This is a genomic window from Shinella yambaruensis (assembly GCF_022899355.1).
Classification (GTDB): domain Bacteria; phylum Pseudomonadota; class Alphaproteobacteria; order Rhizobiales; family Rhizobiaceae; genus Shinella; species Shinella yambaruensis.
Window position 1 is genome coordinate 118,232 of sequence record NZ_JALJCK010000007.1, and the last position, 14,709, is coordinate 132,940.

13 protein-coding genes are annotated in these 14,709 nt (G+C 66.1%); 7 read left to right on the forward strand and 6 right to left on the reverse strand.

All coding sequences use genetic code 11. The features are described from left to right. Positions 1-119: 119 nt before the first annotated feature. From MUU56_RS17750 to MUU56_RS17780, 7 genes are all read left to right on the forward strand, one after another. Positions 120-1,583, forward strand: a complete 1,464-nt coding sequence (locus MUU56_RS17750; RefSeq protein ID WP_244768847.1) for an aldehyde dehydrogenase — start codon at positions 120-122, stop codon at positions 1,581-1,583. A gap of 21 nt (positions 1,584-1,604) precedes the next feature. Next, a complete protein-coding gene (locus MUU56_RS17755; RefSeq protein ID WP_244768615.1) occupies positions 1,605-2,768 on the forward strand; it encodes an FAD-dependent oxidoreductase in 1,164 nt (387 codons plus the stop codon). 22 nt (positions 2,769-2,790) lie between these two features. Next, complete coding sequence (locus MUU56_RS17760) at positions 2,791-3,525, forward strand: maleate cis-trans isomerase family protein (RefSeq protein ID WP_244768616.1); 735 nt, start codon at positions 2,791-2,793, stop codon at positions 3,523-3,525. Between the two features lie 81 nt (positions 3,526-3,606). Then, a complete protein-coding gene (locus MUU56_RS17765; protein ID WP_244768617.1) occupies positions 3,607-4,662 on the forward strand; it encodes an ABC transporter substrate-binding protein in 1,056 nt (351 codons plus the stop codon). A 31-nt stretch (positions 4,663-4,693) separates the two neighbouring features. Beyond that, positions 4,694-5,470, forward strand: coding sequence for an ABC transporter ATP-binding protein (locus tag MUU56_RS17770; protein ID WP_244768618.1), 777 nt, complete (start codon positions 4,694-4,696; stop codon positions 5,468-5,470). Positions 5,471-5,482: 12 nt separating this feature from the next. Then, positions 5,483-6,253 (forward strand): ABC transporter permease, encoded by a 771-nt coding sequence (locus tag MUU56_RS17775; RefSeq protein WP_244768619.1) that lies wholly within the window; start codon positions 5,483-5,485, stop codon positions 6,251-6,253. 82 nt (positions 6,254-6,335) lie between these two features. Further along, positions 6,336-7,625 (forward strand): aspartate aminotransferase family protein, encoded by a 1,290-nt coding sequence (locus tag MUU56_RS17780; protein ID WP_244768620.1) that lies wholly within the window; start codon positions 6,336-6,338, stop codon positions 7,623-7,625. Between the two features lie 58 nt (positions 7,626-7,683). On the opposite strand, the gene hemC is transcribed toward MUU56_RS17780, so the two are convergent. From hemC to MUU56_RS17810, 6 genes are all read right to left on the reverse strand, one after another. Continuing rightward, on the reverse strand, positions 7,684-8,616 hold the full coding sequence (gene hemC / locus MUU56_RS17785) for a hydroxymethylbilane synthase (protein WP_244768621.1): 933 nt from the start codon (positions 8,614-8,616) through the stop codon (positions 7,684-7,686). Positions 8,617-8,733: 117 nt separating this feature from the next. Then, entirely contained in the window at positions 8,734-9,573 is an 840-nt protein-coding gene (locus tag MUU56_RS17790) for an IclR family transcriptional regulator (protein WP_244768622.1), read from the reverse strand. A 95-nt stretch (positions 9,574-9,668) separates the two neighbouring features. Next, on the reverse strand, positions 9,669-10,574 hold the full coding sequence (dapA, locus tag MUU56_RS17795) for a 4-hydroxy-tetrahydrodipicolinate synthase (protein WP_244768623.1): 906 nt from the start codon (positions 10,572-10,574) through the stop codon (positions 9,669-9,671). A 68-nt stretch (positions 10,575-10,642) separates the two neighbouring features. Continuing rightward, complete coding sequence (locus MUU56_RS17800; RefSeq protein WP_244768624.1) at positions 10,643-12,412, reverse strand: ABC transporter permease subunit; 1,770 nt, start codon at positions 12,410-12,412, stop codon at positions 10,643-10,645. 4 nt (positions 12,413-12,416) lie between these two features. Next, positions 12,417-13,517, reverse strand: coding sequence for an ABC transporter ATP-binding protein (locus tag MUU56_RS17805; protein WP_244768625.1), 1,101 nt, complete (start codon positions 13,515-13,517; stop codon positions 12,417-12,419). Positions 13,518-13,591: 74 nt separating this feature from the next. Then, positions 13,592-14,674: an ABC transporter substrate-binding protein gene (locus MUU56_RS17810; protein ID WP_244768626.1), complete on the reverse strand. Its 1,083-nt coding sequence runs from the start codon at positions 14,672-14,674 to the stop codon at positions 13,592-13,594. Positions 14,675-14,709: the final 35 nt, after the last annotated feature.

Sequence of the window (14,709 nt, forward strand, 5' to 3'; positions counted from 1 at the left end):
CCCCTTACCATCCCGTCACTGGAAGAACCGATCCGATGAGCACGACCCTCACGCCCAAGGCCCCCGAAACCACCCTGCCGCAGACCCCGGCCGATGCCGAGGGCGTGCGCCTTTACGGCATGTATATCGACGGTGAATTCACCGCGACGGACGGGCGCGACATGATCGATACCGTCGATCCCGTCTCGGGCGAGGTCTGGGCGCGCATCACGCGCGGCACCGCCGAGGACGTGGACCGCGCCGCCAACGCCGCGCACCGCGCCTTCACCGAGGGCGAATGGCCGAAGCTCAATCCCAGCCAGCGCGGCGCGCTGCTGCGCCGGATCGGCGATCTCGTCTCGGAGAATGCCGACTGGCTCGCCTATATCGAGCAGCGCGACAACGGCAAGCTGATCGCCGAACTGTCGATGCAGATGCGCTACATGGCGAACTACTACTATTATTACGGCGGCCTCGCCGACAAGATCGAGGGCTCCGTCATCCCGACCGACAAGCCGGGCGTCCTCAACTACACCAAATACGAGCCGCTCGGCGTCGTCGCCTGCATCACGCCGTGGAACTCGCCGCTGCCGCTCGCCAGCATGAAGATCGCCCCGGCGCTCGCCGCCGGCAACACGGTGGTGCTGAAGCCGTCCGAATTCACCTCCGCCTCGCTGGTCGAGCTGATGAAGATCATGGAGCGCGCCGGCGTGCCGAAGGGCGTCGTCAACGTCATCACCGGTCTCGGCGCGGAAGTCGGCGATGCGCTGGTCAGTCATCGCCATGTCGAGCGCATCGCCTTCACCGGCGGACCCATCGCCGGCCAGATGATCAACGAGAAGGCGGCCAAGCACATGAAGCGCGTGACGCTGGAGCTTGGCGGCAAGTCGCCGAACATCATCTTCGAGGATGCCGACATGGACAATGCGCTGAAGGGTGCGATTGCCGGCATCTTCGCCGCCTCCGGCCAGACCTGCGTGGCGGGCTCCCGCCTGCTGGTTCAGGAGAGCATCCACGATGCGTTCGTCGAGCGCCTCCTTGAGATGGTGAAGCAGGCGAAGTTCGGCCACCCGGCCGACCCGGACTCGCAGATCGCGCCGATCTCGACGCGCCCGCAGTTCGAGAAGGTGAAGTCCTATGTCGAGGTGGCGCTCGCCGGCGGGGCGAAGCTGGCGCTCGGCGGCAAGCCGGCCAATGTCGAAGGCTGCCCGAACGGCCTGTTCTTCGAGCCGACCGTGTTCGTCGATGTCGACAACTCCATGCGCATCGCGCAGGAGGAGGTCTTCGGCCCGATCCTCTCGATCATCCGCTTCAAGGACGAGGACGATGCGGTGCGTATCGCCAACGACATCGAGTTCGGCCTTGCCGCCGGCATCTGGACCCAGTCCATCGGCCGCGCCATCAACATGTCGAACCGCGTGCGCGCCGGCACGATCTGGATCAACAACTACCGCTCCACCTCCGTCACCTCGCCCTTCGGCGGCTTCAAGATGAGCGGCATCGGGCGCGAATGCGGCATCGCCGGCATGAAGGAATATATGGAAGTGAAGAGCGTGTGGATCTCCACCGAGACGAACATCCCGAACCCCTTCGTTCGCCGCTGAACCGCCGGGAGGGGCAGGAACATGCACGATCATGACGTCATCGTCGCGGGAGCCGGGCCGGTCGGCCTGGTCGCCGCGCTGGTCCTCGCGAAAGCCGGACTGAAGGTCGCCGTCTTCGAAAAGCGCGACCGGCTCAACCAGGTGTCGAAGGCTTCCACCTTTCACGCCCCGACGCTCGATATCCTCGACCGCGTCGGCGTCTACGAGGAATTCAGCCGGCAGGCGCTGCATATCGACCGGCTGCAATACCGCACGGTCGAGGGCGGCATCCTCGGCGAACTGACCTTCGATCTGCTGAAGGAGCGCACGCAGTTCCCGTTCCGCAAGCATCTGGAACAGTCGCTCCTGACGCCGATGCTGCTGGAGCGGCTGAAGACCTATCCGAACGTCGCCTTCCGCTTCGACGCCGGCTATGTCGAGGCCGAGGACCACGGCGATGGCGTCACCGCCACCATCGAGCGTGACGGCGGGCGCGAGAGCGTCACCGCGCGGCTGATCCTCGGCGCGGACGGGGCGCACAGCGCCGTGCGGCAGGCCGCCGGCATGACCTTCGACGGCGCGGCCTATCCCGGCTTCCAGCTCCGCATCCGCACCGACGACAGCATCCGCGACGTGGTGCCGGATCTCGGGCCGGTCACCTATCTCGTCGGAAAAACCCATTCGGTCAGCTTCCTGCACATGCCGGACAACTGGCGGGTGATCCTGCGCGTGCCGGAGGGCATTTCGGAGGAGACCGCGCTGACGGACGAATGGGCGGTCGAGCGGCTTGCCGCGCTGCTCCCCGGCTTCACCATGCCGCGCGTCGTCGACAAGGATTGCTACAAGGCGCGCAAGTGCCTCGCCTCGGACGGCCGCAGCGGCAACATCTATCTGGCGGGCGACGCGCTCCACCTCACCAACACGCGCGGCGGCATGAACATGAACTGCGGCATCCATGACGGTTTCGTCATCGCCAATGCCATGGTCGCGGCGCTCTCCTCCGGCGACGACACGGCGCTGAAGGAAGCCGCCGTCGAGCGCCACCGGGTGGCCAGGGACATGCTGCTTCCGCGCACCGACACCATGGTCTCGCAGGAAAAGGCGTGGATCGAGAAGGTCAACGGCCTCCTCTCCGACAGGGAGAAGGCCGCCGCCTATCTCGCCCAGACCGCCATGCTCGACATGGTGGAGCTTCCAGCCCGCTGACCGAATTCAAGGGGATTTTTCGATGACCGCTCACCTTCCGCCCTTGCCGGCCCCGAAATACCGCTTCGGCGCGCTGGTGCCGCCGGCCAATCCGACCGTCGAGATCGAATATCCGGTGCTGCTGCCGGCCGACGTGGCGTTGCACACCATGCGCCTGCCGGTGCTGCCGGGAACGCTCGACGACCGCAACCGCGGCTATGTCGAGAGCTTCCCGCAGATGATCAAGGGCTTCGGCTCGCTGAAGCTCGACGCCATCGCCATCGCGCTCACCGGCTCGCAATACCGCCTGACGCCGAAGGGCGACCGGGAGCTTTGCGACCGGCTGTCCGACCAGGCCGGCATTCTGGTCGAGACCGGCACCATCGCCATCGACCGCATGCTGAAGGCGCTCGGCATCGACACGGTGAGCCTGATGTCGCCCTATCCGAACATCCAGACCCAGCTCGCCATCGCCTACTGGAAGGAGGCGGGCTACCAGGTCCATTCCGTCAGCCAGTTCGAGGACGATCTGGTCGCCTATCGCGTGACGCCGGAGGAGATCGGCAAGGCGCTGAAGCGCATGGACGTGGCGGAAGGCGGGGCGATCATCCTCAGCGGCACCGGCATGCGCACCATCGACATGCTGGCGACGACCGCCGCGGAGATCCCCGCGCCGGTGCTCGCCTCCAACATCTGCTCGATCTGGAGCCTGACCCGGAACTGGGGAGCGTCTTCGCCCTGGATGGGCGCGGTCCTGCCGGCGGGCCTCAAAGCATAACACCAACGAGAAGGGCATGAAGCCCCGGCCGCGCAAGCGGCAAAGCACAACCGATCAAACCTGCAACCATAGGGGATATGCATGAAACGCAAACTTCTGACCGCCCTGGCGCTGTGCCTCGCCCTTGCCGCCTCCGCACAGGCGGAGGACAACTTCACGCTGGCGCTCGCGCGCAACACGCTGACGGCCGCCGAGGAAACCTTCACCTACGCCATCCCGAAGCAGCTCGGCTACTTCACCGAGGAGGGCCTGAGCCCGACGATCCTCCAGACCGACGGCTCCACCGCCGCGCTGCAGGCCGTCGCCTCCGGCTCCGCCGACGTCGGCTATGCCTCTTCGGCAGCGATCGCGGCCGCCATCGACAAGGGCGTCGGCCTGAAGGCGTTCGCCGGCATCACCGTGAAGTGGCCCTATTTCATCGGCGTGCCGAAGGATTCGCCGATCAAGACGATCGCCGACCTCAAGGGCAAGCGCGTCGGCGTCATCAGCCTCGCCTCGGCCTCCTATGCCGACCTTCGCGCCAACCTGAAGATCGCCGGCCTCACCGAAGCCGACGTGACGATCATCCCGGTCGGCGCCGGCGCGCGCGCTGCCGCCGCTCTCAAGGCCGATGAGGTCGACGCCATCGACAGCTATTCCGACAGTTTTACCGTCATGCGCCAGAACGACGTCGACCTGACGCTGCTGGAGCGTCCGGCGGAGATGGAAAAGCTGTTCAGCGTGACCATGGTCACCAGCGCGAAGACGCTGGAGACCCGCGGCAAGGAGCTCGCCGGCTTCGCGCGCGCCGCCTACAAGGGCATCGTCTACACGCAGCTTTATCCTGACAGCGCGCTGGCGCTCGCCTTCGCCGAGTTCCCGCAGCTTGCGGGCGCCGCCGATCCGGCCGGCCAGGACGCCAAGAACACCGCCGAGGCCATGAAGATCGCGCTCGGCGACTCGATCCCGGACGAGCAGGACCCCGCCAAGTGGGGCGAGTGGCTGAACCTGCCGGCCGAGCGCTGGGAAGCCCTGCTGACCTTCGCCCACGAAACCGGCCAGACCGAGAAGAAGCTCGACGTCGCGCAGGTCTGGGACGCCTCCCTGATGCCCGAGATCTACAAGTTCGACGTGAAGGCGATCACCGAGAAGAAGTGAGCGTACGGCTCCCCGATGGAAAGAGACGACGATGGATAGCATTTCCCAACCGCTGATCCGCATCAACAACCTGTGCAAGACCTACCCGACGCGCAGCGGCGACACGGTGGCTCTCGACAAGGTGAACCTGGACATCGGCGACGGCGAGTTCATCGCCCTCGTCGGTCCCTCCGGATGCGGCAAGACCACCCTCCTGAAAATCCTCGCCGGGCTCGAAGGCGGGTTTTCCGGGGAGGCGCGGCTCGGCAATGTCGCCATCACCAAGCCGTCCCTGGAAGTCGGGGTGGTCTTTCAGGAGCCGACGCTGCTGCCGTGGCGCACGATCCTGGAAAACATCATGCTGCCGGTCGAACTGGTGCGCATGGACACCAAGACTTACACCAAACGCGCCCTCGAGCTGATGGAGATGATCGGCCTCAAGGGCTTCGAGAACAAGTATCCCCGGGAGCTTTCCGGGGGTATGCGCCAGCGTGCCGGCATCTGCCGGGCGCTGGTGCGCGATCCGAAAGTTCTTTTGATGGACGAGCCCTTCGGCGCGCTCGACGCCATGACGCGCGAATTCCTCAATGCGGAATTGCAGCGGATCTGGATGCGCGCCGGCAAGACGGTGGTCTTCGTCACCCACTCCATTCCGGAAGCCGTGTTCCTCGCCGACCGGGTGGTGGTGATGAGCCCGCGCCCCGGCCGCATCAGCGAGATCGTGCCCATCGGCCTGCCGCGCGAGCGCAAGCTCGGCGACCTCGCCCATGCCGGCGACGAGCTTGCCCGCATCCGCGGCCATTTCGCCGACAGCTCGATGATCGACTGAGGAGACCGTCCCATGTATCGCGATAATTCCAAGCTGCTTCAGGCCGCCCTGGTCGTCCTGGTCTTCTTCATCGTCACCGGAGGCTGGGAATTCTATGTCTGGGTCAGCGAAACGCCGGCCTTTGTGCTGCCCGCGCCGAGCGTCGTCGGCAAGCAGCTCTTCTCGCTGCTCGGCAACGCCATGTTCTGGGATAATTTCTGGGTCACCATGTACGAGGTGCTGATGGGCTACGTGCTCGGCATCCTCATCGCCGTGGTGCTAGGCGTCCTGATCTCGCAGATCCGCCTGCTCGATCTCAGCCTGATGCCCTATATCGTCGCCTTCCAGACCATCCCGAGTGTCGCGCTCGCGCCGATCTTCCTGCAATGGTTCGGCTACGGCCTCGCCTCGAAGATCGTCATGGCGGCGCTGATCGCCTTCTTCCCGATGCTGGTCAACGTCATCGCCGGCCTGCAAGCCTCCGGCCGCGACGAGGTGCAGATGCTGAAAGCCTTCGGCGCGAGCCGCCTCCAGATCCTCCTCAAGGTGCGCGTGCCGAATTCGCTGCCTTACGTCTTCGCGGGCCTCGGCCTCGGCGTGGTCTTCGCGCTGGTCGGCGCCATCGTCGCCGAATTCGTCGGCGCGCAGAAGGGGCTCGGCAAGATGATCCTGCAATTCAACGAGCAGTTCAACATCGCCGGCATGTTCGCCATCCTCATCGTGCTCGCCGCCATCGGCATGACGATGCACTCCATCGTCGGCATGGCCAAGCGCCGCGTCGTCTTCTGGGCGGGCGATCACTGAGACTTTTTCGCGCGGCGGCGCCGTCCGCCGCGCGAGGGACTGAAAACAAGGGCGGGACGACCGTCCAGCAAGGAAGAGACCCATGCAGACCACGCAGCGCGAAACGCCCGGCTTCACCAACTCCAGACAATACAGGGAGTATGCCGTGCGGCATCTCGCCAACGGCGTCTCCTCGACGCCGCGCACCGCGCAGCTTCCGGTGCCGGTCGCCATGGACCGTGCCCTCGACGCGATCCTCACCGATGTCGACGGCAACGACTACATCGACTACACGATGGGCTACGGCCCGCTGATCCTCGGCCACAATCCGCCGGAGGTGGTCGCGGCGCTGAAGGCGGAGATCGACAAGGGTTTTCGCACGGCGAGCGTTCACCGGGGGGAGGGGCGGCTGGCCGAGCTGATCGCCGAGACCGTGCCCTGCGGCGAGATCTCCTCCTTCGTCAGCACCGGGACCGAGGCCGTGCAGCTCGCCCTGCGCATCGCCCGCGCCGCGACCGGACGCACCCGCATCATCAAGTTTCGCGCCAACTATCACGGCTGGTTCGACAGCGTTCATGTCGCCAATGCACCCGGCAACGACGGCCCGGGCTCGGGGGGACAGGACCCCAAGGCGTCGGAAAACATCACGGTCGTCGACTGGGGCGACGCCGCCGCCCTCGAAAAGGTGATATCGAGCGACTATGCCGCCGTCATCCTCGAAGCGGCCGCGGTCAATGCCGGCTGCTTCGCGCCGCCGGAAGGTTTTCTGCAGGCCGTCCGCGACCTGACGCGCAAGCACGGCGTCGTCCTGATCTTCGACGAGGTCATCACCGGCTACCGGCTGGCGCTCGGCGGCGCACAGGAGATGTTCGGCGTCACTCCCGATATCGCCGTCCTCGGCAAGGCCATCGGCGCCGGCATGCCGATCAGCGCGGTGACCGGCAGCAGGGCGGTCATGGAGGCGCTGGTTGATGGCCGCGTGATGCATCGCGGCACGTTCAATGGCAATCCCCTCTCGGTCAGCGCGGCCATTGCCTGCGTGGAACGGCTGCAGCGGGACGGCGCGGAGATCTATCCGCGCATGACGGCGCAGGCTGCGGCCATACAGGCGCATATCAATGCGGAAGCGGCGGCTCTCGATCTCGACGTCTGCGCCAACGGCGTCGGCTCGGCGGTGCAGATCTTCACCGGCGTCCGGCAGATGGCGAACATCGCCGATCTTGCCAAGGCGGACAGGAGCAGGATCGTCCGGCTGACCGAGATGCTGATGATGAACGGGCTGATGCCGCTGCCGCGCGGTCTCATGTATCTCTCGGCGGCCCATACGGATGGCGATATCGAAGCCACGATGCACGCCCTTTCGAAGGGGCTACACGCCTACGCCACGCTCTGAACCGCCCGGGGTGATCCCTATGGAAAGGCCGCGCCCGCCGGGCGTGGCCTTTCGTCATTCAGAGGGTCTTTACCAGGAAGTCGCTCGGGGCCTGGTCGAGCAATTGCCGGGCCAGCCTGCGACCAAGTTCGGCAGCGTCGGCGACATCCGCCTCGCCGGAGGCCGAGATCACCTCGGAGCCGTCGAGGCGAAGGATCTCGCCGCGCAGGTGAATCCGCTCTCCGACGATCTCGGAGAGGCCGGCGATCGGCGTCTGGCACGAACCGTCGAGCACGGCGAGGAAGGCGCGCTCGGCGGCCATCCGACAGCCCGTCGCCGCATCGTCGAGCGGCGCAAGCAATTCGCCGACATGGGCGTCGTCCGCGCGCCGCTCGATCATCAGCGCGCCCTGACCGACGGCCGGCAACATGTCGGCCGTATCGATCGGCCGTCCGACGGCGCCGGACATGTGCAGCCGGTTGAGGCCGGCCACGGCGAGAAGCGTCGCCACGGCGACGCCATCCTCCAGCTTCTTCAGTCGGGTCTCGACATTGCCGCGGAAATCGACGATCGCCAGGTCGGGCCGGCGATGGAGAAGCTGGGCGCGCCGCCGGACGCTCGACGTGCCGACGACCGCGCCCTCGGGCAGGTCCCACAGGCTTTCCCAGCGGGTGGAAACGAAGGCGTCGCGCGGGTCCTCGCGGACCAGGTGACAGCCGAGCGCCAGGCCCTCCGGCCGCTCGACCGGCACGTCCTTGACGCAGTGCACGGCCATGTCGATGGTGCCGTCGAGCAGCGCGTCCTCGATTTCCCGGGTGAAAAGACCCTTTCCGCCGACGTCGCGCAGGGCGCGATCCTGGATCCGGTCGGCGGTGGTCTTGATGACGACGATCTCGAACGCTTCTTCGGGCAGGCCGTGGGCGGCCATGAGCAGCGACCGGGTTTCGATGGCCTGCGTAAGTGCCAGAGGCGAACCCCGGGTGCCGATCTTCAAGGACGCGTTCTGTGTCATGTCGCTTGATTATCATTGCTGAATTTTGCGTGCAACGCACCGCCGATCTCGAAGGGCTGATCTCGATCCCTTACGACCGCCGTTCCTGCCAACCTGCGGCCTATACCGCGCGGTCGGTCACGGCGTGAAGAGGGTGAATTTCGTCATGGAGATGGAGGTCGCCGCCACCTGGACGTGGTGGGCAAGCTCGGCCTCGACGCGCTCGACGGTCCAGCGGGTGGTGGGCGCGGCGATATTGACGGCGGCGACGGCCTGGCCATGGTCGTCGGTGATGGCGGCGGCGACGGAAATGTCCCCCATCACCGTCTCGTTGGCGACGATGGCGTAGCCTTTTTCGGCCGCCTCCTGGATGCGCGCGCGTAACAGGCCCTCGTCGGTCACCGTGGCGGGCGTCAGCGGACGCAGGTCCGTCTGGGCGAAGACCTCGTCCCGCTCGGCAGCGGTGCGACGGGACAGGATGACGGTTCCCGACGCCGTGAAGAGTGCCGGCAGGCGGCTTCCCACCATGATGTCGACATTGACGAGATGCTGGCCGGGAAAACGGCCGACATAGACGATCTCGGGCCCGTCGAGTTCCTGCAGGTTGGCGGTCTCGCCGACGCCGCGGCTGATCTGCAGGAGATAGGGGGCTGCCTTGTGCAGCACCTCATGGGCATGCAGGTAGTTGTAGGCGAATTGCAGGACCCGCGAGGTCAGGGTATAGTTGCGGCTGTTGTGCGCCCGGCGCAGGTAGCCGAGCGTTTCGAGCGTGTAGACCAGCCGCTGGGCGGCGCTGCGGTCGAGCCCCGCCGCCTTGGCGATGTCGGAAAGCGGCATCTGCCGGGCCGGGCCGTCGAAGGCGTGCAGGATGCGGAACATCTTCTCCGACGAGCCCACGAACAGCGAGGACCGCTTCGGATCGCCGCCGTCGTCCTTCGTCTCGTCCTGTGTCGCCGGGATGTCGGCCTTGCGTGACATGCTGGTCTTCCGTTCTCGCCGTCCTGTCGGACCTTCCGTTTCGGATATGGCTGTAAACCCAGCCATATCCGTTGTCCACCGGCGCGGAAAACCTGTCACGCGGCCTTTTCGAGGCGTTCGAGCAGGCGGGCATATTCCGCGCGCAAGGCGTTGCGCAGTTCGTCCTTCGGCTGGCGCAATGGCATCAGCATGCGCGGCGCGTCGATGCCGATCATGTCCATCACTGATTTCATCGGGCCGGGATTGGTCTCGGCGAAGGCGAGGTTCATCAGCGGGATCAGCTCGCGGTGCAGCGCCAGCGCTTCCTGCGTCTTGCCGGAGGAGGCGAGATCGAACAGACGCCGCCAGGTGCGGGGCAGCAGGTTGGCGGTCACCACGATGCCGCCCTTTGCGCCGGCCGTGACATGCAGCGGGAACAGCGAATCCTCGCCGCTCAGCACCGTGAAGGACGGATCGACGCCAGCGACGACGCGCAGGTAATGGTACATGTCCGTGTTGCAGGCCTTCATGCCGATGATGCGCTCATGGCGCGACAGCTCGTGCAACACTTCGGGATCGATGGCGATGCGGGTGCGGTAGGGGATCTCGTAGATCAGGATCGGCAGCGGAGAATTGTCGGCATAGCGCAGGAAATAGTCGCGGATGCCGGCCTGCGTCGGGTTGGTATAATAGGGCGTGATGACGAGGAGGGCGTCCGCGCCGGCGCCGGCGAAATCCTTGCCGGCATCGAGCGCGTCGTGGAAGCCGGTGTCGAGCACGCCGGGGATGACCGGACCCGCACCGGCCATGGCCTTGGCGCTCATTTCCACGAAGCGGTTGCGCTCGCGGCGCGACACGGCCCCGTATTCGCCGGTGCCGCCGAGCGGCACGACGCCGTCGATGCCCTGCTGCTTCAGCCAGGCAAACAGCGCGTCGGTCGCCTTGACGTCGATCGTATCGTCGGCCTCGACCGGCGTGACGATCGCCGGAAGGATGCCGTGAAGGCCTGTGGAGTCGAGCATGGAAATTCCTTTCTTTCAAACGGCGGGAGGGTGAAGGCGGCCCGGCTGCGAGCCGCCCTGCAACGAGATCAGCGGGCGAGGCTGCGCTGGCGCATGCGGTCGGCGGTGAAGATCAGCACCGAGATGAAGACGAGCAGGCAGGTGGAGACCGCCGCGATGACCGGCGAGACCTGCAAGGTCACCTCGTCCCAGAACTGCTTGGGCAGCGTGGCGCTGAGGCCGCCGGACGAGAAGAGCGCGATGGTCAGCTCGTCGAAGGAGGTGGCGAAGGCGAAGAGGAAGGCCGAGAACATGCCCGCCGCGAGGATCGGGAAGGTCACGTAGTAGAGGCTCTTCGCCGGGCTTGCGCCGAGGCTCTGGGCCGCAAGGTCGAGCCGCGTGTCGTAGTTGCGCAGCACGGCCACCATGGTCATCACCACATAGGGAACGCAGACGACCGTATGGCCGATGATGAGGCCGAGCGAGGTGCCGACGAGGTTCAGTTCCGCGAAGACGTAGAACAGGCCGACGGCGATGATGATGCGCGGGGCGACGATGGGCGACAGCACGAAGGCGAGCAGCGCCGCCTTGCCGCGGATATTGGCGCGGGCAAGGAGGAAGGCGGCCGGAACGCCGATCAGCATCGACAGGATGCCGGTGCCGAGCGCCACCGTCAGCGAGCGCCAGAGCGCCTGCGTCCAGACCGGCGTGTTCCACATCTGCGCATACCATTCCGTGGTGAAGCCCGACGGCGGCCAGTTGAGGCCGGCCTGGCTGAACGAGATCGGCACCATCAGGAAGGCGGGAACGCTGATGAGGACGAGGATCGTCCAGACGAAGACGGTCAAAGGCCAAGGCGTCTTGCCGGCGTCGGTGCTCTTGCCGCTGCCGGGAAAGAGGCCGATCAGCCCATCGCTGGCATCGCCCACCATGGTCAGTATCTTCGCCCCGGCGCGGCGGGCTGCCGTGTCGCGGTTGGTGGTGCCGGCGGGGCTTTCGCCCGTCAGCGTCGCGAAGCCGAACACCCGGTCGTAGAGGATGAAGACGATCAGCACCACGACGAGAAGCAGCACGGAGATGGCGCCGGCAAGGCCCCAGTTCAGCGTCTGCTGCACCTGGTCGATGATGAGCTGGGTGATCATCGTCTCGAACCGGCTGCCGAGCAGGGCCGGTACGATGAAGAAGCCGATGGCGGTGACGAAGACCATGATGGCGGCGGCGGCGACGCCCGGCATCGACAGTGGGAAATAGATCGTCCAGAAGGCTGCGCCGGGGCGGGCGCCGAGCGTCGAGGCGGCGCGCGGCAGGTTGCGGTCGATGTTCTCCATCACGGCGAGCATGGTCATGACGGCGAGCGGCAGCATGGCGTGGACCATGCCGACGAGGACCGCGCCGAGGCTGTAGATGAGGTTGGCCGGCCGGTCGATGACGCCGATCGACAGCAGGAACTGGTTGACGACGCCGTTACGGCCGAGGATCACCACCCAGGCGAAGGCGCGCACCAGGAAGCTCGTCCAGAAGGAGAGGAGCACCAGGAAGATCAGCCGGCCCTTCATGCGCGGGCTGGCCGTCGAGATCAGGTAGGCGACCGGATAGGCGAGCGCCACGGAAAGCAGCGTGGTAATCAGCGAGATCTTCAGCGTGATCCAGAGGACCCGGAGATAGAGATCGGAGGCGAAGAGCTGCTTGTAGGCGGCGAGCGAAAAGCCCTCCGCATCGACGAAGCTGAGCGAGAGGAGCTTGCCGACAGGATAGACCAGGAAGCCGACGAGCAGCAGCAGGAGCGGCGCGATCATCAGCCAGTTCTTGAGCCAGCCCGGCATGGGCGCGGAGCGGGTGCGGTTGGAAACGGCGCTCATCGGCTCAGTTCCTCGCGCTTTCCGGGATCGCCACGGCGTCCGTGCCGTGCCAGGCGAGCGCCACGCGGTCGCCCATGCGGAAGGTCTCGCCGCTCGCACGGGTCGGGAAGGCGGCGACGAGATCGGGAAGTTCCTCTTCGGCGGCCTTCATGTAGACCTTGGTGAGGCTGCCCGTCACCATGACGTCGGTGACGGTGGCCTGCAGCTTTGCACCATCCACCTCGCCCGCCGGGGCGATGGAAAGGTTCTGCGGCCGGATCATGATGTGCACGGCCGCGCCCGGCGCAAGCCGGCCGTCGGCGAGCGCACGCCCCTTGATGCCCTTGGCGCCGATAGCCACGGAGATCTCCCCGCCCTCGACCGCCTCGACCTTCGCCGGCAGCAGGTTCGATTCGCCGAGGAAGTCGGCGACGAAGAGGGTCTCGGGGCGGAAATAGAGGTCGCCCGGCGTGCCGAGCTGCTCGATCCTGCCGGAATTCATCAGGCAGATGCGATCCGACATGGTCATCGCCTCTTCCTGGTCGTGGGTGACGTAGATGATCGTTGCGCCGAGTTCGCGGTGGATGCGCTTGATCTCGAGCTGCATGTGCTCGCGCAGCTTCTTGTCGAGCGCGCCGAGCGGCTCGTCCATCAGGATGATCGAGGGCCGGTAGACCATGCAGCGGGCCAGAGCCACGCGCTGCTGCTGGCCGCCCGAAAGCTCCTTGGGATAGCGCTGCGCGATATGCGGCAGGCGGATCATCTCCAGCGCCTCCTGCGCGCGGCGCCTGGCCTCGCCGGCCTCGATCTTGCGCATCTTCAGCGGGAAGGCGATGTTCTCCAGGATCGTCATGTGCGGGAAGAGCGCATAGTTCTGGAAGACGACGCCGATGTCGCGCAGGTGCGGCGCGCTGTAGGTCACGTCGTCGCTGCCGATCAGCACCGCGCCGCCATCGGGCCGCGCCAGGCCCGCGACGAGGCTGAGGAGTGTCGTTTTTCCCGAGCCGGACGGCCCGAGCAAGGTGAGGAATTCGCCCTCTGCGACGACGAGGTCCGTCTCGGCGAGTGCGACGAAATCCCCGTAGCGTTTGGAGAGTTTCTGCACGGTCAGGCTGGATGACGACATGGGGTGCCCTGCTGAAAAGAGAGAGAGGGGCGGGGCCCGCGCCGTGCGCGGGCCCCCGGATACGGATCAGCGGATCAGGTGAGCAGCCAGCTGTTGTAGCGCTCGATAACGGCGGCCTGGTTGTCGAGCCAGTACTTGGCGTCGATCTGCACCCCGCTCTCGATGTTCTTCGGGAAGGTCGGCGAATCCTGTGCGACCTTCGGGTCGATCAGGTCGAAGGCGGCCGGCTGGGTGACGCCGGCGGCAAAATATTCCATCAGCGCGGCCTGACGCTTGGCGTCGGAGGCGAACTTGATGAACTCGCGGCAGGCATCCGCGTTCGGCGTGCCGGCGAGGATCGACCAGCTGTCGAGGCCCCAGATGTTCTGGTCCCAGACGATCTCGACAGGCGCGCCGCCGGCGCGGGCGGACTGGGCGCGCGAGACCCAGGTCGGGATGAGGTCGACCTCGCCGGAAGTCAGCATCTGCTCCACCTGCGCGCCGCTGGTCCAGAAGACGTCGATGTTCTGCTTGATCGTGTCGAGCTTCTTGAAGGCGCGGTCGATGTCGCAGGGATAGACGTCCTTGGTGGCGACGCCATCGGCCAATAGCGCCTGCTCGATCGTGTCGAAGGGATGTTTGCGCAGCGCCCGGCGGCCCTCGAAACCTTCGACATTGAAGAAATCGGCCCAGGATTTCGGCGCCTCGCGGCCCTCGAAGGCATCCGAGCGATAGGCGAGGACGGTGGTATAGACATTGTTGCCGACGCCGTATTCCGACATGTACTGCTTGGGCATGGTGGCGATGACCGGGTCGCTTTCGAGGCCGTGCGGCTCCAGGTATTTCTTGTCGCCGGAGGTCAGCATCAGGATGGCCGGCTGGCTGATCTTGGCCATGTCCCAGGTATAGGCGCCGGCATCGACCATCGAGCGGATCTGCGCGGTCGGCTCGGCATTGGCCTGCACGCCGACGACCTCGATGCCCGTCGCCTCCTGGAACGGACCATAGAAGACGGCGCCGTAGGCCTTGGTATAGATGCCGCCGTCGTCGCGCACGACGATACGCTTGCCCTCAGCGCGCGAGGGCGTCCAGATGGCCGGGGCGGCCAGCGCCGCACCCGCGATGGCGGTGGTCTTGAGAAGCCGGCGGCGCGACCAGCCCTGGTTGAGAATGCTCATTTCAGTTCTCCTCTTTCGCTGTTGATTGTCGGAAC

Bases quoted from the DNA above. Each gene is read 5' to 3' on its own strand.
- MUU56_RS17750 (WP_244768847.1), top strand. From the start codon at position 120: ATGTATATCGACGGTGAATTCACCGCGACGGACGGGCGCGACATGATC.
- MUU56_RS17755 (WP_244768615.1), top strand. From the start codon at position 1,605: ATGCACGATCATGACGTCATCGTCGCGGGAGCCGGGCCGGTCGGCCTG.
- MUU56_RS17760 (WP_244768616.1), top strand. From the start codon at position 2,791: ATGACCGCTCACCTTCCGCCCTTGCCGGCCCCGAAATACCGCTTCGGC.
- MUU56_RS17765 (WP_244768617.1), top strand. From the start codon at position 3,607: ATGAAACGCAAACTTCTGACCGCCCTGGCGCTGTGCCTCGCCCTTGCC.
- MUU56_RS17770 (WP_244768618.1), top strand. From the start codon at position 4,694: ATGGATAGCATTTCCCAACCGCTGATCCGCATCAACAACCTGTGCAAG.
- MUU56_RS17775 (WP_244768619.1), top strand. From the start codon at position 5,483: ATGTATCGCGATAATTCCAAGCTGCTTCAGGCCGCCCTGGTCGTCCTG.
- MUU56_RS17780 (WP_244768620.1), top strand. From the start codon at position 6,336: ATGCAGACCACGCAGCGCGAAACGCCCGGCTTCACCAACTCCAGACAA.
- hemC (WP_244768621.1), bottom strand. From the start codon at position 8,616: ATGACACAGAACGCGTCCTTGAAGATCGGCACCCGGGGTTCGCCTCTG.
- MUU56_RS17790 (WP_244768622.1), bottom strand. From the start codon at position 9,573: ATGTCACGCAAGGCCGACATCCCGGCGACACAGGACGAGACGAAGGAC.
- dapA (WP_244768623.1), bottom strand. From the start codon at position 10,574: ATGCTCGACTCCACAGGCCTTCACGGCATCCTTCCGGCGATCGTCACG.
- MUU56_RS17800 (WP_244768624.1), bottom strand. From the start codon at position 12,412: ATGAGCGCCGTTTCCAACCGCACCCGCTCCGCGCCCATGCCGGGCTGG.
- MUU56_RS17805 (WP_244768625.1), bottom strand. From the start codon at position 13,517: ATGTCGTCATCCAGCCTGACCGTGCAGAAACTCTCCAAACGCTACGGG.
- MUU56_RS17810 (WP_244768626.1), bottom strand. From the start codon at position 14,674: ATGAGCATTCTCAACCAGGGCTGGTCGCGCCGCCGGCTTCTCAAGACC.